20 protein-coding genes are annotated in these 22,875 nt (G+C 66.4%); 9 read left to right on the forward strand and 11 right to left on the reverse strand.

Features of this window, described 5'->3' with window-relative positions; translation table 11 throughout:
* Positions 1-4 precede the first annotated feature (4 nt).
* From rpoB to BKG60_RS27490, 5 genes are all read right to left on the reverse strand, one after another.
* Positions 5-3,499 carry a DNA-directed RNA polymerase subunit beta gene (gene rpoB, locus BKG60_RS27470; protein ID WP_371725693.1) on the reverse strand — a complete coding sequence of 1,165 codons (3,495 nt, stop codon included), beginning with the start codon at positions 3,497-3,499 and terminating at the stop codon, positions 5-7.
* Positions 3,500-4,084: 585 nt separating this feature from the next.
* Positions 4,085-5,170, reverse strand: a complete 1,086-nt coding sequence (locus BKG60_RS27475) for an ABC transporter ATP-binding protein (RefSeq protein ID WP_070944323.1) — start codon at positions 5,168-5,170, stop codon at positions 4,085-4,087.
* 204 nt (positions 5,171-5,374) lie between these two features.
* On the reverse strand, positions 5,375-5,764 hold the full coding sequence (gene rplL, locus BKG60_RS27480; RefSeq protein ID WP_070944324.1) for a 50S ribosomal protein L7/L12: 390 nt from the start codon (positions 5,762-5,764) through the stop codon (positions 5,375-5,377).
* Between the two features lie 82 nt (positions 5,765-5,846).
* Positions 5,847-6,374: a 50S ribosomal protein L10 gene (gene rplJ, locus BKG60_RS27485; protein WP_070944325.1), complete on the reverse strand. Its 528-nt coding sequence runs from the start codon at positions 6,372-6,374 to the stop codon at positions 5,847-5,849.
* A 254-nt stretch (positions 6,375-6,628) separates the two neighbouring features.
* Positions 6,629-7,072, reverse strand: coding sequence for an anthrone oxygenase family protein (locus BKG60_RS27490; RefSeq protein ID WP_070944326.1), 444 nt, complete (start codon positions 7,070-7,072; stop codon positions 6,629-6,631).
* Positions 7,073-7,144: 72 nt separating this feature from the next.
* Here BKG60_RS27490 and BKG60_RS27495 point away from each other — a divergent pair, with 72 nt between their 5' ends.
* Entirely contained in the window at positions 7,145-7,579 is a 435-nt protein-coding gene (locus BKG60_RS27495; protein WP_070944327.1) for a winged helix-turn-helix transcriptional regulator, read from the forward strand.
* Here BKG60_RS27495 and BKG60_RS27500 read toward each other — a convergent pair.
* From BKG60_RS27500 to BKG60_RS27515, 4 genes are read right to left on the reverse strand one after another with little or no spacing between them, the layout of a single operon-like run.
* A complete protein-coding gene (locus tag BKG60_RS27500) occupies positions 7,480-8,376 on the reverse strand; it encodes an ROK family protein (RefSeq protein ID WP_070944328.1) in 897 nt (298 codons plus the stop codon). The genes BKG60_RS27495 and BKG60_RS27500 overlap by 100 nt on opposite strands.
* A 9-nt stretch (positions 8,377-8,385) precedes the next feature.
* Positions 8,386-9,003 carry a DUF7158 domain-containing protein gene (locus BKG60_RS27505; RefSeq protein WP_070944329.1) on the reverse strand — a complete coding sequence of 206 codons (618 nt, stop codon included), beginning with the start codon at positions 9,001-9,003 and terminating at the stop codon, positions 8,386-8,388.
* On the reverse strand, positions 9,000-13,142 hold the full coding sequence (locus BKG60_RS27510; protein ID WP_075910226.1) for a glycoside hydrolase family 38 N-terminal domain-containing protein: 4,143 nt from the start codon (positions 13,140-13,142) through the stop codon (positions 9,000-9,002). Before BKG60_RS27510 ends, BKG60_RS27505 begins: the two co-directional genes overlap by 4 nt.
* Before the next feature lie 18 nt (positions 13,143-13,160).
* Positions 13,161-13,913, reverse strand: a complete 753-nt coding sequence (locus BKG60_RS27515; protein ID WP_075910227.1) for an endonuclease/exonuclease/phosphatase family protein — start codon at positions 13,911-13,913, stop codon at positions 13,161-13,163.
* A gap of 63 nt (positions 13,914-13,976) precedes the next feature.
* Between BKG60_RS27515 and BKG60_RS27520 the strand changes: the two genes are divergently transcribed.
* Entirely contained in the window at positions 13,977-14,525 is a 549-nt protein-coding gene (locus BKG60_RS27520) for a nucleotidyltransferase family protein (RefSeq protein WP_070944332.1), read from the forward strand.
* Between the two features lie 60 nt (positions 14,526-14,585).
* Here the strand turns inward: BKG60_RS27520 and BKG60_RS27525 are convergent, their stop codons facing one another.
* The gene (locus BKG60_RS27525; RefSeq protein WP_070944333.1) at positions 14,586-15,554 is read right to left on the reverse strand and encodes a helix-turn-helix transcriptional regulator; all 969 of its coding nucleotides are present in this window, start codon (positions 15,552-15,554) and stop codon (positions 14,586-14,588) included.
* Between the two features lie 61 nt (positions 15,555-15,615).
* Here BKG60_RS27525 and BKG60_RS27530 point away from each other — a divergent pair, with 61 nt between their 5' ends.
* Positions 15,616-16,173 (forward strand): DinB family protein, encoded by a 558-nt coding sequence (locus BKG60_RS27530; protein ID WP_070944334.1) that lies wholly within the window; start codon positions 15,616-15,618, stop codon positions 16,171-16,173.
* Complete coding sequence (locus BKG60_RS27535; protein WP_070944335.1) at positions 16,145-16,744, forward strand: DinB family protein; 600 nt, start codon at positions 16,145-16,147, stop codon at positions 16,742-16,744. Before BKG60_RS27530 ends, BKG60_RS27535 begins: the two co-directional genes overlap by 29 nt.
* Position 16,745: 1 nt before the next feature.
* Here BKG60_RS27535 and BKG60_RS27540 read toward each other — a convergent pair whose 3' ends face one another.
* The gene (locus BKG60_RS27540; RefSeq protein ID WP_070944336.1) at positions 16,746-17,354 is read right to left on the reverse strand and encodes a TetR/AcrR family transcriptional regulator; all 609 of its coding nucleotides are present in this window, start codon (positions 17,352-17,354) and stop codon (positions 16,746-16,748) included.
* A 76-nt stretch (positions 17,355-17,430) separates the two neighbouring features.
* On the opposite strand from BKG60_RS27540, the gene BKG60_RS27545 reads away from it, so the two are divergent.
* From BKG60_RS27545 to BKG60_RS27565, 5 genes are all read left to right on the forward strand, one after another.
* Entirely contained in the window at positions 17,431-18,429 is a 999-nt protein-coding gene (locus tag BKG60_RS27545) for an oxygenase MpaB family protein (protein WP_070944337.1), read from the forward strand.
* A 52-nt stretch (positions 18,430-18,481) separates the two neighbouring features.
* The gene (locus BKG60_RS27550; RefSeq protein WP_070944338.1) at positions 18,482-19,849 is read left to right on the forward strand and encodes an ABC1 kinase family protein; all 1,368 of its coding nucleotides are present in this window, start codon (positions 18,482-18,484) and stop codon (positions 19,847-19,849) included.
* A gap of 8 nt (positions 19,850-19,857) precedes the next feature.
* Positions 19,858-20,775, forward strand: coding sequence for an alpha/beta fold hydrolase (locus BKG60_RS27555; RefSeq protein WP_070944339.1), 918 nt, complete (start codon positions 19,858-19,860; stop codon positions 20,773-20,775).
* Between the two features lie 179 nt (positions 20,776-20,954).
* Positions 20,955-21,824 (forward strand): cyclopropane mycolic acid synthase family methyltransferase, encoded by an 870-nt coding sequence (locus tag BKG60_RS27560; RefSeq protein ID WP_070944340.1) that lies wholly within the window; start codon positions 20,955-20,957, stop codon positions 21,822-21,824.
* A 185-nt stretch (positions 21,825-22,009) separates the two neighbouring features.
* Positions 22,010-22,870 (forward strand): cyclopropane mycolic acid synthase family methyltransferase, encoded by an 861-nt coding sequence (locus tag BKG60_RS27565; RefSeq protein ID WP_070944341.1) that lies wholly within the window; start codon positions 22,010-22,012, stop codon positions 22,868-22,870.
* Positions 22,871-22,875: the final 5 nt, after the last annotated feature.

Consider the following 22,875-nt stretch of genomic DNA (forward strand, 5'->3'; position numbering starts at 1 on the left):
GAGATCAGGCGAGGTCTTCGACTGAAGCGGATTCGTTGCGCGACAGGTTGATTCCCAGGTTCGCGGCAGCGCGCTCCAGGTCCTCGTCGTCACCGTCACGCATCTCGATCGCCGCGCCGTCGCTGGAGAGCACCTCGACGTTGAGGCACAGCGACTGCAGCTCCTTGAGCAACACCTTGAACGACTCCGGAATACCGGGTTCGGGGATGTTCTCGCCCTTCACGATCGCCTCGTACACCTTGACCCGGCCGACGGTGTCGTCGGACTTGATGGTCAGCAGCTCCTGCAGGGTGTAGGCGGCACCGTAGGCCTGCATGGCCCAACATTCCATCTCACCGAATCGCTGGCCACCGAACTGCGCCTTACCGCCCAGCGGCTGCTGGGTGATCATCGAGTACGGACCGGTGGAGCGGGCGTGGATCTTGTCGTCCACCAGGTGGTGCAGCTTCAGCATGTACATGTAGCCGACCGTCACCGGGTACGGGAACGGTTCGCCACTGCGGCCGTCGAACAGCGTCGCCTTGCCGTCGGCATTGACCATGACCTCGCCGTCGCGGTTGGGCAGCGTCGAGCCGAGCAGACCGGCCAGCTCCTCCTCGCGGGCACCGTCGAACACCGGGGTGCTCACGATGCTGTCGACCGGCGCCGAGTGCAGCTGCTCGGGCAGCTTGGACGCCCATTCCGGAGTCCCCTCGGCGACATCGATGCTCCAGCCGGCCTTGGCGACCCACCCGAGGTGGGTTTCCAGGATCTGGCCGATGTTCATACGACGCGGCACACCGTGGGTGTTCAGAATGATGTCCACCGGGGTGCCATCGGGCAGGAACGGCATGTCCTCGACGGGCAGGATCTTGCCGATGACGCCCTTGTTGCCGTGGCGTCCGGCGAGCTTGTCGCCGTCGGAGATCTTGCGCTTCTGGGCCACGTAGACGCGGACCAGCTCGTTGACGCCGGCGGGCAGCTCGTCGTCGTCCTCGCGGGAGAACACGCGGATGCCGATGACCTTGCCGGACTCACCGTGGGGCACCTTCAGCGAGGTGTCGCGGACCTCACGGGCCTTCTCACCGAAGATGGCACGCAGCAGGCGCTCCTCCGGGGTCAGCTCGGTCTCACCCTTCGGGGTGACCTTGCCGACCAGGATGTCGCCGTCGCGGACCTCGGCGCCGATGCGGACGATGCCGCGCTCGTCGAGATCGGCCAGCACCTCATCGGAGACGTTCGGGATGTCCCGGGTGATCTCCTCGGCGCCCAGCTTGGTGTCGCGGGCGTCGATCTCGTGCTCTTCGATGTGAATCGAGGTGAGCACGTCCTCTTCAACCAGGCGGTTGGACAGGATGATCGCGTCCTCGTAGTTGTGGCCTTCCCACGGCATGATCGCCACGAGCAGGTTCTTGCCCAGGGCCATCTCACCGTTCTCGGTGCACGGACCGTCGGCGACGACCTGGCCGGCCTCGACCCGCTGCCCGGCATCCACGATCGGACGCTGGTTGGCGCAGGTGCCGTGGTTGGACCGGGCGAACTTACGCATCCGGTAGGTGTGCCGGGTGCCGTCGTCGGCCATCACGGTGATGTAGTCGGCCGAGACCTCCTCGACGACGCCCGCCTTCTCCGAGACCACGACATCGCCGGCGTCGATGGCCGCACGCAGCTCCATGCCGGTGCCGACCAGCGGGGCCTCGCTGCGCACCAGCGGAACCGCCTGGCGCTGCATGTTGGCACCCATCAAGGCGCGGTTGGCGTCGTCGTGCTCGAGGAACGGGATCATCGCGGTCGCGACCGACACCATCTGGCGCGGCGAGACGTCCATGTAGTCGACGTCGGACGGGCCCACGTTCTCGACCTCGCCACCCTTACGGCGCACCATCACGCGGTCTTCGGTGAAGCGACCGTCGGGAGCGATCGGCGAGTTGGCCTGCGCCACGACGTGGCGGTCCTCCTCGTCGGCGGTCAGGTAGTCGATCTGGTCGGTGACCACACCGTCGACGACCTTCCGGTACGGGGTCTCGATGAAGCCGAACGGGTTGACCCGGGCGTACACCGACAGCGAGCCGATCAGACCGATGTTCGGACCCTCAGGGGTCTCGATCGGGCACATGCGGCCGTAGTGGCTGGCGTGCACGTCGCGGACCTCAAGGCCGGCACGTTCACGGGACAGACCGCCGGGGCCCAAAGCGGACAGACGCCTCTTATGAGTTAGCCCGGAAAGCGGGTTGTTCTGGTCCATGAACTGCGACAGCTGGCTGGTGCCGAAGAACTCCTTGATCGCCGCCACGACGGGACGGATGTTGATCAGGGTCTGCGGCGTGATCGCCTCGACGTCCTGGGTGGTCATGCGCTCGCGCACGACACGCTCCATGCGGGACAGGCCGACCCGGATCTGGTTCTGGATCAGCTCACCCACGGTGCGCAGACGACGGTTGCCGAAGTGGTCGATGTCGTCGACTTCGACCGGTACTTCAACACCACCAGGCACCGTCATTACGGTCTGGCCCTCGTGCAGACGCACCAGGTACTCGATGGTGGCGACGACGTCTTCCTCGGTCAGGGTCGACGACGTGATCGGCTGGCCGGCGTTCAGCCCCAGCTTCTTGTTGACCTTGTAGCGGCCGACGCGGGCCAGGTCGTAACGCTTCTCCTTGAAGAACAGGTTCTCCAACAGGGTCTGCGCGGACTCCTTGGTCGGCGGCTCGCCCGGACGCAGCTTGCGGTAGATGTCCAGCAGCGCCTCGTCGGGACCGGCGGTGCTGTCCTTCTCCAGGGTGCCCATCATGATCTCGGAGAAGCCGAAGCGCTCGGTGATCTGCTCGTTGGTCCAACCCAGCGCCTTGAGCAGCACGGTGACCGGCTGGCGACGCTTGCGGTCGATGCGCACACCGACGGTGTCGCGCTTGTCGACGTCGAACTCCAGCCACGCACCGCGGCCGGGGATCACCTTGACGCTGTGCAGCGTCTTCTCGGTGGACTTGTCGATGGACTCGTCGAAATACACACCCGGCGAACGCACCAGCTGGGACACCACGACACGCTCGGTGCCGTTGATGATGAAGGTGCCCTTCTCGGTCATCATCGGGAAGTCACCCATGAAGACCGTCTGGCTCTTGATCTCACCGGTGTTGTTGTTGATGAACTCCGCGGTGACGAACAGCGGAGCCGCGTAGGTCATGTCCTTGTCTTTGCACTCGTCGACCGGCGCCTTGACCTCGTCGAAGCGCGGGTCGGAGAAGCTCAGCGACATCGAGCCCGAGAAATCCTCGATCGGGGAGAGCTCTTCGAGCACCTCTTCGAGGCCGCCCTTGGGGTCGGTCTCACCGCGATCGACAGCCTTCTGCCGCCATTCATCCGAACCCACGAGCCAATCGAAGGAATCCGTCTGAACGTCGAGCAGCCCCGGAACCTCAAGTGGCTCGCGGAGCTTGGCAAAAGAAACTCGGTTTGGTGCTCCTGGGACGGAGTTATTGGTGATAGCGTTCGCTGACTTGCTCTGGCTAGAGACTGCCAAGATGCATCCTTCCAGCACCTCATGCGACTGCGCGGAAGGCCTTCGAAAAGATCCGAGTGCCGGCCCGATCGTCGCTTTTTCTGCGTCGGTTCGGCTGGCTACTTCCCACTTCAGCCTGTCCGAAACCCCATACGCACGGCACAGGACTAGATACTGAGCAACGCTCAGGCTAGAACACTATGTGCAGGTCAGGTGAGGGTGGGCAGGATGCAGCCAGCGCAACGTCCAACAATAGCGCAAGACGGCAACTTATTCAACGAGCAGTCCTCGGCCACCAATACTCACCGCGTGAATCGGGTCACCCGGCGCTGGCTGGCGTCCCTCAACCCTTTCACACATGCTGCCCAACAGATTGGCCTGTCCATGGCCGTCCGTCAAGAGGTGACGCGCGGTTTTGTGCGCCGAGATCTCCCCTGAACTGCAGGTCGGGCAAACTCCTGCCGAGCGCCGGTCAGGCCACTCCGAAGGCGCGAGCAGCCCCGATGCGCTGACCGCACCCAGCTGTACAACTCCGCCGCGCCACGGCGCCCTGCCCCATGACGCAAATCAGGCCGGACCCTGGGGCCCGGCCTGATTGATCCAAACTCAGCTCTGGTGTGGCACCTCGATGGCACCGGTCGGCGCATCGTCCTCAACCGCACGGTGGTGGCGCGTGGTGGGCTCGTCACCGAACTCGTGCACGGCGTACTTGTGCGTGCCTTCCAGATCGTCCAGGATCGCGGCCTGCGCGGCGGGCGGCAGGGTGTGCAGGATCTCGCGCACCCGGGCCTGGCGGCGGGCCACACCCTGACGCTCGGGCATACCGGGCGTTGCGGTCAGCTGCGGCGGCACGCCTTCGATCTCTTCGACACCACCATCGTGCTGACCGGCGTCGAGCATGGCCTGCTCGGCGGCTGCGGTCGCCTCGTCCTTCTCCTCCGACATACCGATCGGGCCGATACGCCGTCCGTTGAGGAACTGCTTGACGACGGGCTCGTCGCTGGTCAGCAGCACCTCGCGGGGGCCGAACATGACCAGCTGCTTGCGGAACAGCATGCCGATGTTGTCGGGCACGGTACGGGCGATGTTGATGTTGTGCGTCACGATCAGCACCGTCGCGTCGATCTGCGCGTTGATGTCGATCAGCAGCTGGCTCAGGTAGGCGGTACGCACCGGGTCCAGACCGGAGTCCGGCTCGTCACAGAGGATGATCTGCGGGTCCAGCACCAGGGCGCGAGCCAGGCCGGCACGCTTGCGCATACCACCGGAGATCTCACCGGGGAACTTGTGGCCGTCGTTGGGCATACCGACGAGCTCGAGCTTCTCCATCACGATGTTGCGGATTTCGCTCTCGCTCTTCTTCGTGTGCTCGCGCAACGGGAAGGCGGTGTTGTCGTAGATGTTCATCGAGCCGAACAGCGCGCCGTCCTGGAACAGCACGCCGAACAGGGTGCGGATCTCGTAGAGCTCCTTGGCCGAGCACTCGAGGATGTTGGTGCCGTCGATGACGATCGAGCCGCGCTCGGGGCGCAGCAGGCCGATCAGGGACTTCAGGAACACCGATTTACCGGTACCCGACGGGCCCAGAAGCACGCTGACCTCGCCAGCAGGAATCGACATCGTGACGTCTTCCCAAATCTTCGATGATCCGAAAGATTTACTAAGCCCCGTCACATCGATCTGGACGCCCATCAAAGATCCTTCCGCCTACGGCTCACCCCGCCACCTGCTGCGGCCTGTGGCTTGAGTCACCATAGCGCACGCGGCGCCGACCACACACGCATGTCTCCCAACATCCGGGAGTACCCAGTCCTGAGTCGAACCAATCGGAGCCCATCCAAGCAAAGAACCCCCGAATCCGTGGGGATTCGGGGGTTCTTGCGGTCAGGTGTCGAACTACTTGACGCTGACGGTGGCGCCGGCAGCCTCGAGCTTGGTCTTGGCGTCGTCGGCGGCCTCCTTGGAGACCTTCTCCAGCAGCGGCTTGGGAGCGCCGTCGACCAGATCCTTGGCTTCCTTCAGGCCCAGGCCGGAGACGATCTCGCGGACGACCTTGATCACGCCGATCTTCTTGTCGCCGGCACCCTCGAGGATGACGTCGAACTCGGACTGCTCCTCGCCGGCCTCGGCGGCAGCGCCACCAGCAGCGGGGGCGGCAGCAACGGCGACCGGTGCGGCAGCGGTGACCTCGAAGACCTCTTCGAACTGCTTCACGAACTCCGAGAGCTCCAGCAGGGTCATTTCCTTGAACGCGTCGAGCAGTTCGTCGGTGGACAGCTTGGCCATGTTTATGGTCCTTCCTGGTTTTTCTTACAGATGTTGGGTGGTATGTGCGGTTGAGCAGCAGCGGCAGGTGAAGCGGAAGCTTCTACGCAGCTTCCTCAGCAGCCTTCTTCTCCTGCAGCGCCGCGGCGAGGCGGGCAACCTGAGAAGCGGGCGCGTTGAACAGACCGGCGGCCTTGGACATGTTGCCCTTCATGGCGCCTGCCAGCTTGGCGAGCAGAACCTCGCGCGATTCGAGGTCGGCGATCTTCTCGACCTCGGCGACGGACAGCGCCTTGCCGTCCATGTAGCCGCCCTTGATGACGAGCGCCTTGTTGTCCTTGGCGAACTTCTTGATCGCCTTGGCGGCGTCGACAGCTTCGCCGGTGACGAACGCGATCGCGGTGGGACCGACGAACAGCTCGTCGAGCCCGTCGATGCCGGCTTCGGCTGCCGCGCGCTTGACCAGAGTGTTCTTGGCGACGCGATAGGTGGCGGAGTCACCGAGCGCACGACGCAACTCGGAGATGTTGGCCACCGTGAGGCCGCGGTACTCGGTGACGACGGCAGCCGTCGACCCCTGGAACCGCTCGACAATGTCGGCAACCGCTGCGGCCTTGTCATCTGTGGCCATGCATGCCTCCTTGTGGTGGGTATCGGGCGCTCCACCAAACTCGGGGCCGTGAAATGACGAACGCCCCGACGCAGACAGGTCGGGGCGCAGAGAAATCCAGTGCGGAACTGGTCCAGCCTCGTCCTCCTACGTGGGCCGCCGGGACATCTCCCGGACCTTCAACCTATTGCTAGGTGACCGACGGTCTTCGGTGGAACCAGGCCAGAGTAGCCGAACACCTGCCAATCAGCCAAAACGGGAGCGTCCGCCCCGCCTCAACCGGCGCCGGCCACCACCAGCAGCACGAACGCGGTCGCCAGTAACGCCACGCGCACCCAGTGCAGACGATCCCAGCGCCGGGCCAGGTCGTGGAACTGATCGAGGCCCCCGTCAGCAGCACCGGATCCCGCGGCGACACGGTTGTTGATCGGCACCAGCGTGGTCACCGACAGCAGCATGACCAGGATCATCAGCACCACGGCCGCGATGAGCAGGGGCCCGGGTCGCCACACCGTGACGGCAATCAGCAGTGCGGTGGAACCGATGTACCAGAACGGCATCGCCGTCCCGAGGATCCGGCTACCGGCGCCGCGAGCTTGCCGATACGCGGCGTCGGGCAGCCGCCGCAGGATCGGGTTGGTGAATGCGGCCACCCCGAACTCGACACCGAGAAGGGGACCCATGACGATGACGGCGAGAATTTGCAGGATTTCGTTCACATCGTCGAGCCTGGTCAGTACGCTGACAAAAAACAAGGTACTGACAAATTAGTCAGCATAGGAAGGCCCGACATGGCGGTTTCCAAGAAAGAGATCGGTGAGTGCCCGATCGACACGACGTTGTCGGTCATCGACGGCCGCTGGAAGGGCACCATCCTGTGGCGATTGGCCGACGGGCCGATGCGCACCGCCGAACTGCGCCGCAGCATCCCCGACATCACCGAGCGCATGCTCATCCGGCACCTGCACGATCTGGTGCACGCCGGCATCATCGATCGCCATGACGCGGGCACGGTGCCGCCGTGCGTGCACTACTCGATCTCGGAGTACGGAAGAACACTGGAGCCGGTGCTGCAAGCCCTGTGCAACTGGGGTCGCACCCACATGGAGATCCAGAAGCACAACCGTCAGCCGCGGGCCAGGGCCGCCGCGCCCACCAGGCCGGCGTCGCCACCGAGTTGGGCCGGCACCACCCGCAGTCCCCGCAGGAATTCCAGCCCGGCGTAGTCGGCCAGCGCAGCGCGCAGTGGGTCGAACAACAGTGCCCCGGACTTGGCCACTCCCCCGCCGATCACCACCAGGTCCAGATCACACACCGCACCCACCGACGCGATCATCGCCGCCACCGCACGTGCTCCGCGCTGAAAGGCCTTGAGCGCCACGTCGTCTCCCTGGTTGGCGGCCTGACCCAGCGCCTTGGCATCCGTTCCGTCCCAGCCGTGGCGCCGGGCCCAGCGCACCATGCCGGGGCCCGACGAGATGGTCTCGACGCAGCCGTGCCCGCCGCACGTACACGCGTCGCCGCCATCGGGTGCGACGACGACGTGGCCGACATGACCCGCGTTGCCGGTACGGCCGTCATACGGTGCGCCGTCGAGCACCAGACCGCCGCCGACCCCGGTCGAGACCACCATGCCGAGCAGGAACGGCGCACCCCGCCCCGCCCCGCACCACTGCTCACCCAGCGCCATACACAGCCCGTCGCCGCCGAGCCGCACCGGCAGACGGGTAACCTCGGCCACCCGCTGCACTATCGGAAAGTGTTGCCACTCAGTGATATTGATCGGAGTGATCGTCCCGCGGGGCAGGTCGATCGGCCCGGCCGAGGCGACACCGACGCCGGTCGCGGCACCGTCCGCCGTCCGCATGGCCTCGCCGAGCAGCTTCTCGACCACGGCCCACACCGTCTCGGCGTCACCGTCGGGGGTCGGTAGCTGAGCCCGATGCGCCAGCCGCCCCTCGGAGTCGACCAGACCGGCGGCGATCTTGGTGCCGCCGATGTCGACCGCGAGGGTGAGAGTCACGTAGCGCTCCTAGTGCTTGTGCGTGTTGTCCGGTTGGCGGGGATCGCCGGGGTGCTCGTATCCGGGCGCGAGTTGCACCACGGCCGCGCAGCGCGCGTCGAGCCATTCCCGGAAGGCCTGCCTACGGGCGGCCCCTCTCAGCTGCGCGGCGACCCGGTCGCGCACCTGATCCAACGACGGACAGACCGGCCGGCCACGCCATCCGCTCGGGTCCGCCTGCTTCAACGCGAATCGCAGCGGATTCCGCGCGTGATAGTCAGCCACCTCGGCATCTGAAACATCCACTGCAGCAGTCACATCCACGAAAACCGCCCGCGCCAGCGGAGAGTCCAGGGTGGCGGCGGCCACGCTGCCGATCTCCAGCTGGGCCGCGGTGTCGGGCAGGACCTCGTCGCGACCGGGCGCACCGAGGCCCGACAGCCCGCGCGCTGAGGCCTCATCGGCGACCACCCGTTCGGCGACCACCAACTGGGTGAGCCAGCGGCGCAGCTGCCGCCCCTCGCTGGTGCCGGGGCGCGGCAGCGCCGAGGCACGGTTCCCGGCCCGCAGCACGGCTTCCCGCTCGTCGATCTCGGTGACCGACACCGGTTTTCCGGCCACCTGCGCCGCCCATGTCACGTGGCTCATCGCACCGTGACCTTCACCGCGGGTGAGTAGATCAGCCGGCCGGCGCAACCCACCCGGATCAGCGCCCACCACTGGCCTGGTTCCACCCACGGTGGTGGTGTGACGTCGAACCCGATCTCGGCGGTGCCGGCCGCGGGCACTTCGACGCCCACCGCCGCCGGCCCCATCCAGTCCCACGTTCCCCACGGGCTGATCAGGTGCGCCTCGGCGGTCAGGCCGGCGAGCGCGTCGGTGCCGATCACCATCGAAATCCGCGCGGTCTCACCGGCCCTGATGTCGACGCCGTGGGGCTCGGACACCAGCTTGAGCACGTTCGCTTCGGGTGCCCCGATCGTGACGATGCAGACGTCCTCGACCACCTGCCGCCACGAGGGCGGTAGTGCGTCTGATCCACTGCCGGTCACCGAGAGTTCGGCGCGCAGCGGATACAGCCCGGGCTTGGCCGAGGCCGGGATGTTCAGCACCACATCGGTTTCCAGGTGTTCGCCGGGTGGCAGGACGTAGGGCAACTCGGCGGGCTGCACATCCCACTCCGCCGGGCCGGTCAGCCTGACTCGGCCGTGCAGTGCGGCATCGGTGCAGTCACTGGCCGCGGTCAGCCGCACCACCACTTCGCTATCGGGTTGGCCGGCAATGCCTTCCGGGTGCAGGTAAGCGACAGCGGGCAGCCCGCCCAGGGGCGCCGGGCCACGATTGTGCAGCCAGTACCTGGCATACAGCGGTTGGGCCGCCTCGGCATCGGGTGCCAATCGCCGATGCTCACCGCGCAATACCCTGGGCAGGTTGAGTTGCGTGGAGACCGTGGCGATCTGGTAGCCGTGCAGGCTCAGATGTGACGGCTGCTCGGGTGCCGGTTCTTCCAGCAGGTTCAGGTTCGCGGCCGCGGTGACCGCACGTAGGCCGGAGCGCAGCGTGACCTCGGCAGGGCTTCCGGTGATCTCGACCAGGCGCGCGGTCACCCCGTCGGCCGGATCGGCGCTGCGGACGCTGCCCGAGGCGAGCGGATTCCCCGCGGCTTTGAGTGCGCCCAGTTGTACGGCGCCCGCCGGCTCGATCTCCAGCAGCGATCCCCACGACGGCAGCCCGCCACCCGCGTCCGATTCGGCCACCGCCGGCTGCAGGGGCCGGTTGAACTCCGCGGCGCTCGATGCGATGCCCGCGTCCCGCCAGTCACCGCGGCCGGTGGTCAGGGCGTAGTCGAATGTGTGTGTCCAGTGCTGCAATTGGAAGTTGGATCCGTCCGGCGCGGTCCGGCGCGGTGGGTCGATCCAGGTGCCCGAAGGCCAGCCCGTGCAGGACCGCATCAGCGACGTGTGCAACGTTCCGTCGGGCTCGATGGCGAAGCTCGGCACACCGCGGTTCAGCAGTGCGACAGTGCGGGCGTCGAACGGTTCGGCCGCCGCGGGCGCCTGTTGGGTAACGAGGATCTCGGCGTCCCCCAGATCCTCGACCACCGCATCGATGTCGCCGGCCAGGATCAGCACCGGCAGGGTTCGCACTCCACGCAAGTCGGCACCCGGCACCCACTGTTCGGACAACGGCGCGGTGGCCGGAACCCATACCCGGGCCGAGCCCGTCGCGTCGATCTGACGTTTGAACTCGTCGCTGTAGGCGATGTCGGCTTCTGCGAGAACAGCTGCGGTGAACGGGTTTTCGTCCGGACCACCGAGCGCGAACCGAGTGTCGGGCAGGTTCGAGTCCACCGTGAGATCGCCGTAGCGGGGCTTGTCGGCGGCGCTGCAGGTGGCCGTGACGCCGGCCCGCACCAGGGCCACCATCAGCTCGCGCGGGTCGGCACCCTCGTCGGGAGCGACGACCTCGGCCACCGAGACTGCCCGGACTGCCTCGCCGATACGCACCCGCGCCGCCGAGGACAGGCCGAACCAACCGTAAGCCGGGTTGTCCAGCGTCCACGGGTGCTGGGCGGCGTCAACAGCACTGCCGGTGTGGCCGGCTCCGTGGTCGTGCATCAGGCCGAATCCACGGCCGATCACCGCGTCGCCGACCTCGCTCACCGGCAACGCGCCCGGCACCGGGCAGGGCCACCGCAGCCGCACCAGGCGGTCCGCGCCGACGAATTCGTCGATGACGGTGCGGCAATCGACACGGTCCACACCGGACCACAGCGTGATGATCTGGGTGTAGCGCAACAGATCTGGAATGCGGCCCCGCACGATCACCCGCTGTCCGAGTGCGCTCTGATAACACTGCACATCCTCGGCGGGGGCGGCCGAGGAGCCCACGACCGGTCCGGTGGGCAGCAGGTGCCAGGGGCCTTCGCCGGCCTCCGGATGGGCCGGATACTCCTCGTAGACCGCCAGTTCGTTGCCGACGCCGCCGTCGGCGATGAGTTCACGCCCGTCGTCGACGAGTGAGCACACCCCACCGCCGCGGGCCGCATCGATACGCAGCCGGTAACGCTCGTTGGCGATCTCGTCGCCCCCCGCCGGTTGCCAGCCGCGCGCTGTCCCGGCGACGAACCGGTAGGCCCGCCAGCCCAGCGACGGCACGTCGCGGGCCAGCCAGCTCACGCTCGCCCCGTCATGCTCGACCAGTACAGGCACTTCGTTGCCGTCGCTGTCGAGCAGCGCACCGGGGAACGGTTGGTCCAGGTGCACGGTGACGATGTCGGTCCGCTTGTGCGCCAAGGCATTCCATACCACGACCGAACCGTCCACGGCTCGGGACAACAGGCTCAGCGCGTTGTCGCGGGCGGTGACGCCCAGCTCCCAGGCGTCCCGCCAGCTGGTCAACAGGTCGAGGTAGACCTGATCGGACTCCGATCCGGTGATGGCGTCGTGGTGTGCCCCGTAGGCCAGCTGGACCCAGGCCTTGGCCATCGCGGCCTGGGGGTAGTCCGCGCCGCCCAGCAGTCCGGCGAACACGGCGAATCGCTCGGCGTCGAGCACCGCGTCTTCGGCGGCCCGGTTGGCCTGCTTGGTGTCGATGTAGGAGACGTCCTTGCCGGTGTAGATCGGGTTCATGTCGCGGGTCTGCGGGGAGGGCGTGATCCCCCGCTCGTCGGCTTCGGCGCGCACGGCGCTGAAGAACTCGGACGGCAGAGCGCAGATGAACTTGGGCCAGACGTAGCGCGCGTTCCAGTCACGGTGGATCTGGGTGACCCACTTGTTGGGCGGGGTGTAGTCGGTGCCGACCGGCAGGAGCACGTTGCGGGTCAACGCAACTCGTTTGAGTTTGGTGAACAGTGTGTAGGTGGATTCCTCGGCTTCGGCCAGCGAGGCCGCGGAGTCCATCCACCATCCGGCCGAGTAGTGGGCGGGCATGTAGTGCGTGAGAAGGCCCCGACCCGACGGCGCGATCCACTCGAATTCGCTGGCGAACTGCATGCGCTCGGGGTCGCCGTCGTTCTGCATCGGCCCCCACTGATGATGCGGCCCGCGGGCCCACGAACTGGAGGTCAGGCCGACGTCGGCCGCCATCCCGGGGAACTGCGGATCGTGCCCGAACACGTCGAGCTGCCAGGCGGTGGCCGGGTCGGCGCCCAGCACATCACGCTGAAAGCCCATGCCCGACACAAAGTTCCGGATCGCGGTCTCGGGGCTGGTGAGGTTGGTGTTGGGCTCGTTGTAGGTGCCGCCCATGATCTCGACGCGCCCTTCGGCGATGAACCGGCGCAGATCGGCCCGGTCTTCCGGCCGGGCGTCCCAGTACGGCTTGAGGTAGTCCACCTCGGCCAGCACGAACTTATATTCCGGCTCGCGCCGGGCCATCTCCAGGTGGGCCGCCACCAGGTCGAATCCGTTGGTCTGGCGGCACTGTCCGGGCGGATCCTCGGTCCACACGCTGGTATAGGCGGCCTGGGTGTTCCACCAGACCGGGTCGTAGTGGAAGTGGCTGATCATGTACATGGTCCAGCCTGGTTCGGCGACGGTGAAGTCGAAGTCCGTCGAGTCCACGCGTGCGCGCCGGACCTCGCCGGGAGCGCCTCGCTCAACGTCGACGGGGACTTCGACGGTGCCGCCGCCCGGCGCCGCGATCGCCTCTCCGGAGAGGCCGTCTCCGCTGACGCGCACCGGCGTCGGCGCAGCGCAGGCCTCGTATCGCACCCGGACCAGCTGGCGGGGGTGATCCGCCGGCCCGGCAAACAGCTCCGTCGTCTCCACTGACAGGACGCGCATCTGAAAAACCCTACGACTTCAGCGCGAAGAAATGTCCACGACCAACGCTCGATGATCCGAAATCGGTAGGTGGGGCGCTTCGGAGTCGGTGACGAACAGCGCCGGATCGTCGGTGAGGATGTGGTCGAGTTGTGTCGTCGGCGTGTCGGCGGGAAACGTCGGGGCGGCCCCCAGGGCGCGCCAGTGTTCGGGTGCGCTCGAGTTCAGGTCGCCCATGAGTATCCGCGGACCCGGGAAGCCGCTCAGATCACGCACGAGATGACGCAACTGCAACCGATTCCACCCCGGCACGAACGACAAATGCGTATTGGCCACCGAGATCGCGCCCAGCGGGGTGTCGATGCGGGCCACCATCGCGGCGCGGGGTTCTTCGTGCACGATCCTGAACCGGCGGATACCCGAGACGTACATGGGGAACCGGAACGGTATCCGTGGCAGCCGCAGCACCTGCCAGTTTTCGACCGGATACCGGGTGAGCAGGGCGATGCCGTAGGCGGCGGTGCCGGGCTGTTCCCGCCCGGTTGCGGCCATCCAGGTGGCACCGGGTGTTCCGGAGATCGCGGCGACGAACCGGTGGTGCACAGCGTTCATCGCGCGGGCCGCGACGGCGGTCAGGTCGGCCTTGCCCGAGCGCGGCTGATCCAGGTCGACCTCTTGCAGCGCGAGGATGTCGGCGTCGAGCTCGGCGACGGCGGCAGCCAGTCTGCCCAGGTCGACGTCGCCGTCGTGAACACTGCGCCCGTGCAGGATGTTGAATGTGGCCATCCGCATGGGTACTCAGTACCCACAACCGCGCCGCACTCATCATCGACGCCCGACAGATCCGGACCGCACATGTTCGACCGCAATGACGACCTGCGTGACGCGCTCAAGCGCGCCGCGTCGGCGTTCAAGGCGCACGGCCCGCAGTTCGCCCTGGCCGGCAGCTACGCGCTATGGGTCTTCGGCGCACCCGAACCCGTGCACGACGTCGATTTCGTCGTCGCCGAAACCGACGCCGAGGCGGCCGAGACGGCGTTGCGCAAGGCCGGCTTTCAGATCGTGCACGTCCCCGAGGACTGGTTGTTCAAGGCCTATCCCGACGACGATGTCCTGGTCGACGTGCTCTACCAGCTCAACGGCGAATCAGTGGACGCGGCGGTGCTGGGCTCCGCCGAGGTTCACGACGTGCTCGCGATCCGGATGCCGGTGCTGCTGCCGACGCTGGTGGTGTCGGAGAAGCTGCGCTCACTCAACGAACACCACTGCGACTTCGCCGCATTGCTGCCGGCCGCCCGCGCGGTGCGCGAGCGGGTCGACTGGGATGCGGTACGGGTCGCGACCGCCGACAACGACTTCGCTGCCGCGTTCCTGATGCTCGTCGACCGGCTGGGGATCACCTGAGTTTTCCGCCGGACAGACGTGAACCCGCCCGCTTCAGATGAATTTTTGGCAGTTTCAGGTCTATTCGCGGAAGGCAGCGGCACGCAGGCGGTCGGCCACGGCGCGCACGGCGGCGGCCACCTCGGGCGGCTCGAGCACCTCGAAGTCGTGGCCGACGGTGGCGAAGTAGAGCACCATGCGTTCGGGGTCGTCGGCCCCGGCGGTGACGATGCAGGCGTCGGGCCCGTCGGCCTCGACAGTGGCCGAGGCCGGCGGAAACTTTTGCGCCACAACCGCTTGCGGGGCGTGGTAGCGGACCCGGGCGCGATAGCGGTATGGCGAGGAGCTAATCGAGCGCCCCACGTATTCGGCCGCGTCCGGGGCCTCCCGCGGCGCGAAGGTGCTGCCGCGCGCTGCCACCGCCGACATCCGGTCCAGGCGCAGGCTGCGCCAATCCTCACGGTCACGGTCATAGGCCATCAGGTACCAGCGCCGTCCCGTGGTCACCAGCTGATAGGGATCCAGCCTGCGCTGGGTGTGGTTGCCTCGGATGTCGGTGTAGTCGGCGCTGACGTGTTCGTGGTCGCGGCAGGCCCGGGCCAGTGCCATCAGCACATCGGGTTCCACCGACGCGTCCGACGAGTTGGGCGCCAGCGTCACCGTCGCGTCGTGCACTGCCGAGACCTGTGAACGCAACCTCGCGGGCATGACCTGGTCGAGTTTGGACAGTGCCCGCAGCGCGGACTCACCGACCCCGGCGACGCTGCCCCCGGCGGCCAGCCGCAGGCAGACGGCCATGGCGACGGCCTCGTCGGGGTCGAGCAGCAGCGGCGGCAGGGCCGCACCGGCGCCCAACTGGTAGCCGCCGCCCTGCCCCTTGCTGGCGTGTACGGGGTAACCGAGCTCGCGCAGCCGCTCGATATCGCGGCGGACGCTGCGGGTGGTGACGTCGAGCCGCCGGGCCAGCTCTTCACCTGTCCAGACCCGACGCGACTGCAACAGGCCCAGCAGCTGCAGCACCCGGCCTGTGGTTTCAGTACTCACCGCCATGCGAGAAGTCTGCCCCACTTTTAGGACCGGAACTGTCCTATATGGGTGAGACGGTATTCCCATGTGGACACACCTGCTCGCCGACCAACTGGATTTCCACTGGACCCACCAACTGAGGCCCCGCTTGGACGGCCTGACCGACGACGAATATTTCTGGCAACCGGTGCCCGACTGCTGGACGGTCCACCGCGACGGCGCCATCGACTTCAGGTATCCACCGCCGCAGCCGGAACCGTTCACCACCATCGCGTGGCGGCTGGCACACGTGATCGTCGGCGTGTTCGCGATGCGCAGCCACTCACACTTCGGTGGACCGCCGGCGGACTACGAGTCGTGGCCGTACGCCACCGACGCCGCCACCGCCCTGCAACAACTCGACGACGCGTACCGAAATTGGATCGACGGGGTCAGAAGCCTCGACGAGAATGATCTGGCGAAGCCGGTCGGTCCGGCCGAAGGCCCGTCGTCCGAGCATCCGATGGCCGAGTTGGTTCTGCACATCAACCGCGAAGTGATCCACCACGGCGCCGAGATCGCCTGCATCCGTGACCTTTACGCACACTCAACCCACAACAAAGGAGAACTGAACCATGCCAGGAATGCCCGCGCCGGCCGCTGACGAGCGCAACACATTGGTCGCATTCGTCGCCTTTCAGCAGAACGCGTTCTTCGCGGTGGCGCACGGCCTTACCGATGAGCAGGCGCGGTCCACGCCGTCGGTGAGCGCGTTGTCGATCGGCGGACTGATCAAGCATGTCACCGGCATGCAGCAGGGCTGGACCGCCCGCGCCGAGCACGCCCCGCAGTTCCCGCCGCCGGATCCCCGGCCGATGGAAGAGCAGATGGCCGATTACGCCGACCAGTACGTCATGCACGAGCACGAGACCCTGGCCGGCCTGCTCGAAGCACTCAAGGCCCAGAACGCCGAGACGTTGCGGGTACTGGCCGACAAAGACCTCGACACCCCGGTTCCGGTGCCCCACAACGTGCCGTGGTTCCCGCAAGACGTCGACAACTGGTCGGTGCGGTGGGTCGCCATGCACCTGATCGAGGAACTCAGCCGGCACGCCGGGCACGCCGACATCATCCGCGAATCCATCGACCGCGCAACGATGTACGAGTTGATGGCAGCCGAGGAGCAGTGGCCCGAAACCGATTGGATCAAGCGCTGGCGGCCCGCCGCCGTCTGACCTAGCGCGCCAGCACCAACCGCAGCGCGTAGTCCACCACGAGCTCCAAGTCGTCGCCCAGGTTTCCGCTCAGCCATTGCTGGGCGAGCTCGGCCATCGCACCGGTGTACATGGCCGCGCCGACCTGGGCGGCGACGGGGTCAGACCCCGGATTGAGCCGACCGCCCTCGGACAACACCGCCTCACGGAGCAGGTCCTGGGTGGCCGTGCGCCGCGCCGCCAGCACCGGGTTGGCCCTGGCATCGGTGAACAGCACGCGCCCCCGGCGCGGGTCGGCCGAGCTGAAGCCCAGCACCGCGGCGATCCCGGCCCGGGTGCGGGCCGGCACGGAGTCGCCCGCGGCGGCCGTGGCCGCGTCGACGTCGGCCGCCAAAGCCGAGCTCACCTGGTCGTAGACCGCGCCGAGCAGGTCGTCGGTGTCGGCGAAGCTCTCGTAGAAGTAGCGGGTGTTGAGGCCACACTCGCGGCACACCGAGCGCAGCGAGAGCGCTGCCTCACCACCGTCCCCGAACAGCCGGAACGCCGCGTCGATCAGCAGCGCGCGGCGCTCGGCGCGGCGGTCCGGCAGCGGCACGCCGGCCCATCGGGTCGGGGTGGATGTTCCGGCCATTGCCTCAGATTAGATCTGGTCACACCCGTACCCAAAATGTATTCTGGCTACAGACGTGATCAGAAAGGGGTCCGCGGTGGACATGCCACACCAGGTGCTCGAGCAGATGCTGCAGCGCAAGTTCGACAAGGACGTCCGTCAGCACTACTTCCGCGGCATGGAGTTCGCCGGTCCGGCCGGCGATCCGGGGTGGTTCGGCCCCGGCAGTGCCGTCTGGCATGTCCATTCGCACACCGAGGCGTTGATCTTCGGCCTGCAGTGCGCGGCGTATATCGAGCGCCTCGATCCGTCGATCTACTGGATGGGTATGCACCATTCGCGGCTGGTCAAACGCGACCCCGAGACGGGGGTCGCCGTGCCGCAGGTCGATCCGCAGGGCGCGGCGGTCCGGCTGGGCCACTCGATCGCGTTCTTCATCGGCACCGCCTACGGCAACACCGAGACCGCCGAGCGGGTGGCCCAGACCGTCCGCGCCATGCATCACACCATCAAGGGCACCCGCCCCGACGGCGCGGCCTACGACGCCGACGATCCGGACTGGCTGCGCTGGAACTACGCGACCGTGGTGTGGGGGCTGGCCACCGCACACGAGATCTACCATCCGAACCCGTTGCGCGGTAAGAAACTTGACCGCTACTACGGGGAGTTCGTCCGGGTCGGGCACGCGCTGGGCGGCACTGACCTGCCCGAGACCAAGGCCGAGACACTGGACTGCCTGGAGTCGTATCTGCCCAAGCTGGCGCTGACCCACGGCGCGGCCATGGCCACCGGCTCCAACCTGCCCATGCCGCAGAGCGCGGTGGACTGGGCGATCCGCGACACCATGCCCAAGTGGGCCAAACAACTGATCGGGCACACCGACCCCAACCCGATCGAGCGGGCCGGTCGACGCGCCATCGTGTGGTCGATCATCAACGGCCTGCACACCGCGGCCGGTACCACGCTGGAGTTCCGGGCGGCGCAGAAGCGCGTCGCGCAGGGCACCACCGTGCCGCACACCGAGCCCACCTACGTACCCGGAAGCGACCCGGTTCGCAGCCGCGAAGAGGTCGAAGAGAGTTTCGCATCGGTGTGACGCACAGCACAGATGTTTTTGGCCGCACCGTGGCCTTTGAGACACTGCAGCTATGAGCACTACGCCGCCGAAAACCAAGCACCGCGAGGTCGCCAGGTTGAGTCGGGTGCCGTTGCCCGTGGAAGCCGCCCGTATCGGCGCCACCGGATGGCAGATCACCCGCACCGGGGTCCGGGTCGCCGCCAACATCTTCGGCGGCGGATCCCTGCAGCAGAAGATCATCAAGCAGGTGCCGCAGACCTTTTCCGACCTGGGCCCCACCTACGTCAAGTTCGGCCAGATCATCGCGTCGAGCCCGGGCGCCTTCGGTGAGCCGCTGAGCCGCGAGTTCCGCAGCCTGCTCGACCGGGTGCCACCGGCCGACACCGACGAGGTCCACCGGCTTTTCGTCGAGGAACTCGGCGACGAGCCCTCGAACCTGTTCAAGAGTTTCGACGAGAAGCCGTTCGCATCGGCCTCGATCGCGCAGGTGCACTACGCCACGCTGCACAGCGGCGAGGAGGTCGTGGTCAAGATCCAGCGTCCCGGCATCCGCCGCCGCGTCGCCGCTGACCTGCAGATCCTCAAGCGCGGCGCGCAACTGGTGGAGCTGGCCAAGCTGGGGCGGCGACTCTCGGCTCAGGACGTGGTCGCCGACTTCGCCGACAATCTGGCCGAGGAGCTCGACTTCCGGCTGGAGGCCCAGTCGATGGACGCCTGGGTGTCGCACATGCACGCGTCCCCGCTCGGCGAGAACATCCGGGTCCCCCAGGTGTATTGGGATCTGACCAGTCCGCGGGTGCTGACGATGGAGCGGGTCACCGGGGTCCGTATCGACGACGTGGCCGCGATCCGCAAGAAGGGCTTCGACGGCACCGAGCTGGTCAAGGCCCTGCTGTTCAGCGTGTTCGAGGGCGGGCTCAAACACGGCCTGTTCCACGGTGACCTCCACGCGGGCAATCTCTATGTCGACGACAACGGCAAGGTGGTGTTCTTCGACTTCGGCATCATGGGCCGCATCGACCCGCGCACGCGGTGGTTGCTGCGCGAGCTCGTGTATGCCCTGCTGGTCAAGAAGGACCACGCGGCCGCCGGCAAGATCGTGGTGCTGATGGGGGCCGTGGGGACGGTGAAACCCGAGGCGCAGGCCGCCAAGGACCTGGAGAAGTTCGCTACCCCCCTCACGATGAAGTCGCTCGGCGATATGTCCTACGCCGAAATTGGCAAGCAGCTCTCGGCGTTGGCCGATGCCTACGACGTCAAACTGCCCCGGGAACTGGTGTTGATCGGCAAGCAGTTCCTCTACGTCGAGCGCTACATGAAGCTGCTGGCGCCGAAGTGGCAGATGATGAACGACCCCCAGCTCACCGGGTACTTCGCCAACTTCATGGTGGATATCAGCCGGGAACACAATGAATCCGATCCGGGGATCGACGCCTGAATGGCCGCATGAAGGTGCGAACCGGATTCGCCAAGTCGTCCGCGGAACCCGGCGACGTCGACCTCTACTACGAGGACATGGGTGACCCGAACGATCCGGCCGTTCTGCTGATCATGGGACTGGGCGCACAGATGCTGTTGTGGCGCACCGGTTTCTGCGAAAAGCTGGTGAACCAGGGTTTGCGCGTCATCCGATACGACAACCGCGACGTGGGCCTGTCCACCAAGTTGTCCGGCAAGCGGGTCGACTCCCCGCTGCCACTGCGGATGGCCCGGTCGTTCCTGGGCCTGCGCAGCCCGGCGGTCTACACGCTCGAAGACGTCGCCGATGATGCCGCCGCCGTGCTCGATCACCTCAACATCGACACCGCACACATCGTCGGCGCCTCGATGGGCGGGATGATCGCGCAGATAGTCGCGTCCCGGCACTCCGGGCGCACCAAGTCGCTGGCGGTGATCTTCTCCAGCAACAACCAGCCCCTGCTGCCGCCGCCCGGCATCAAACAACTGCTTTCGGTGATCACCGGTCCGCCTGCCGATTCTTCGCGAGAAGCCGTCATCGACAACGCCGTTCGGATCAGCAAGATCAACGGCAGCCCCGGCTATCCCACGCCCGAAGAGGTGATCCGGGCCGAGGCCGCCGAGCTTTATGACCGCGCCTACTACCCGGCCGGAATCGCCAGACACTTCGACGCCATCCTCGGTAGCGGCAGTCTGCGCCACCACAACCGGCAGATCAGCGCACCCACCGTGGTCATCCACGGACGCTCCGATCGGCTGATGCGTCCGTTCGGTGGCCGCGCGGTCGCCCGGGCCATCGACGGCGCGCGCCTGGTGTTGATCGACGGCATGGGTCACGAGCTACCGGAACCGGTGTGGGACGAGATCGTCGGTGAGCTCAAGACGAATTTTGCCCAGTCAAACTGATTCTCTGCATCCGCAACGTTAATTATCGAAATCGGCTTTTGCCAGGTTTTGAAAGCTGGGTAGCTGGCAACACTCGCCCTACTGTTTTCAGCAGCAGTCTGGGGGGCCGCTAGGTCAAGACGTGGCGTAGCGCAGCTCACCTCGGTCGGTCTCTGCCCGAGAGGTAGCGCGTGTCCGATATGCCGGGAAAGCTCAAGCCCCACTTTGACGACGTACAAGCCCATTACGACCTGTCCGACGATTTCTTCACCCTGTTCCTGGACCCCACCAGGACCTATAGCTGCGCCTACTTCGAACGTGATGACATGTCGCTACAGGAAGCGCAGACCGCGAAGATCGACTTGGCACTCGGCAAGCTCGGCCTACAGCCCGGAATGACGCTGCTCGATGTCGGATGCGGTTGGGGTGCAACGCTTATCCGCGCGATCGAACGATACGACGTCAATGTCGTCGGACTCACGCTCAGCCGTAATCAGGCCGCTCACGTCCAGAAGTTGTTCGACCTGAGCGACAGCCCGCGCACCAAGCGGGTGCTGCTCGCCGGCTGGGAAGAGTTCGACGAGCCGGTGGACCGGATCGTGTCGATCGGAGCGTTCGAGCATTTCGGCCCCGACCGATACGACGATTTCTTCCGCTTCACCCGCCGCGCCCTGCCGGACGACGGGGTGATGCTGCTCCACACCATCACCGCGATACATCCCCGACACGCGCACGAGCGGGGCATTCCGCTCACGTTCGAGCTGGCCAAGTTCATCAAGTTCATCCTCACCGAGATCTTTCCCGGCGGACGGCTGCCCACGATCGAGATGGTCGAGGAGCATGCGCGACGGGCCTCGTTCTGCCTGACGCGCCGGCAGTCATTGCAGCCGCACTACGCGCGCACCCTCGACTTGTGGGCGGCGAACCTGGAGGCCAACCGCGACGAGGCCGTGCGGGCGCAGTCGCAGGAGGTCTACGACCGCTACCTGCGATACCTCACCGGCTGCGCGAACCTCTTCCGCGTCGGCTATACCGACGTCAACCAGTTCACCCTGCATGTCGCGGGGTGATTTCCTTCGCCAAAGAAGGCGCCTTGCTGCATTCCCGCAGGCACCGGCGGGACAAATGACGATGCGGTGAAGTGATCTTGTTTGCCGACGAAATAGGTTGATGCGAGCGGCAACACGATCTCCGTTCCGGCCTGCGGTACTCTGAGACCCGCGGGGAGAACTCTACAGCTTGGAGCATTTCGAATATGTCCAAATTGACACCGAAATACGAAGAACTGCAGTCGATCTACGACATTTCAAACGAATTCTACGAATTATTTCTAGGCCCCACGATGGGGTACACGTGTGGCTATTTCGAACGCGAGGACATGACCGGCGACGAGGCTCAGCTCGCCAAGTTCGACCTTGCCCTGGGCAAGCTGGGCCTCGAGCCCGGCATGACTCTGCTCGACATCGGTTGCGGCTGGGGCGCGTGCATGGCTCGGGCGATCGAGAAGTACGACGTCAATGTCATCGGCCTGACCTTGAGCGGTGAGCAGCGTGAGTACGCCATCGAAAAGCTCTCCAAGGTACCCACGCAGCGCAACGTCGAGGTTCGGCTGCAGGGCTGGGAAGAGTTCAACGACAAGGTCGACCGCATCGTGTCGATCGGGGCGTTCGAGCATTTCGGGTTCGAGCGCTATCCGGCGTTCTTCGAGACTGCCTACAACGCGCTGCCCGACGACGGGGTGATGTTGCTGCACAACATCACGGGTTTCGATCTTCGCGAAGGTCAGAAGCTCGGCCTGCACATGACATTCGAAGACGCCCGGTTCGCCCGGTTCATCATGACCGAGATCTTCCCCGGCGGCCGGCTGCCCTCGGTGGCGATGGAGCAGGAAAAGGCGATCGAAGCCGGGTTCAAGGTGACCCAGCTGCAGGAGATCGGCCCGCACTACGTTCGGACCCTCAAGATCTGGGCCGACGCGCTGGAGGCCCACAAGGACGAGGCCATCGCGATCCAGGGCCAGGAGGTCTACGACCGCTACGACAAGTACCTCAACGGCTGCCAGAAGTACTTCGCCTCGGGCCACATCAGCGTGCATCAGTTCACCCTGCAGAAGTAATCTCG

The sequence above is a fragment of the Mycobacterium syngnathidarum genome, assembly GCF_001942625.1.
Taxonomy (GTDB): domain Bacteria; phylum Actinomycetota; class Actinomycetes; order Mycobacteriales; family Mycobacteriaceae; genus Mycobacterium; species Mycobacterium syngnathidarum.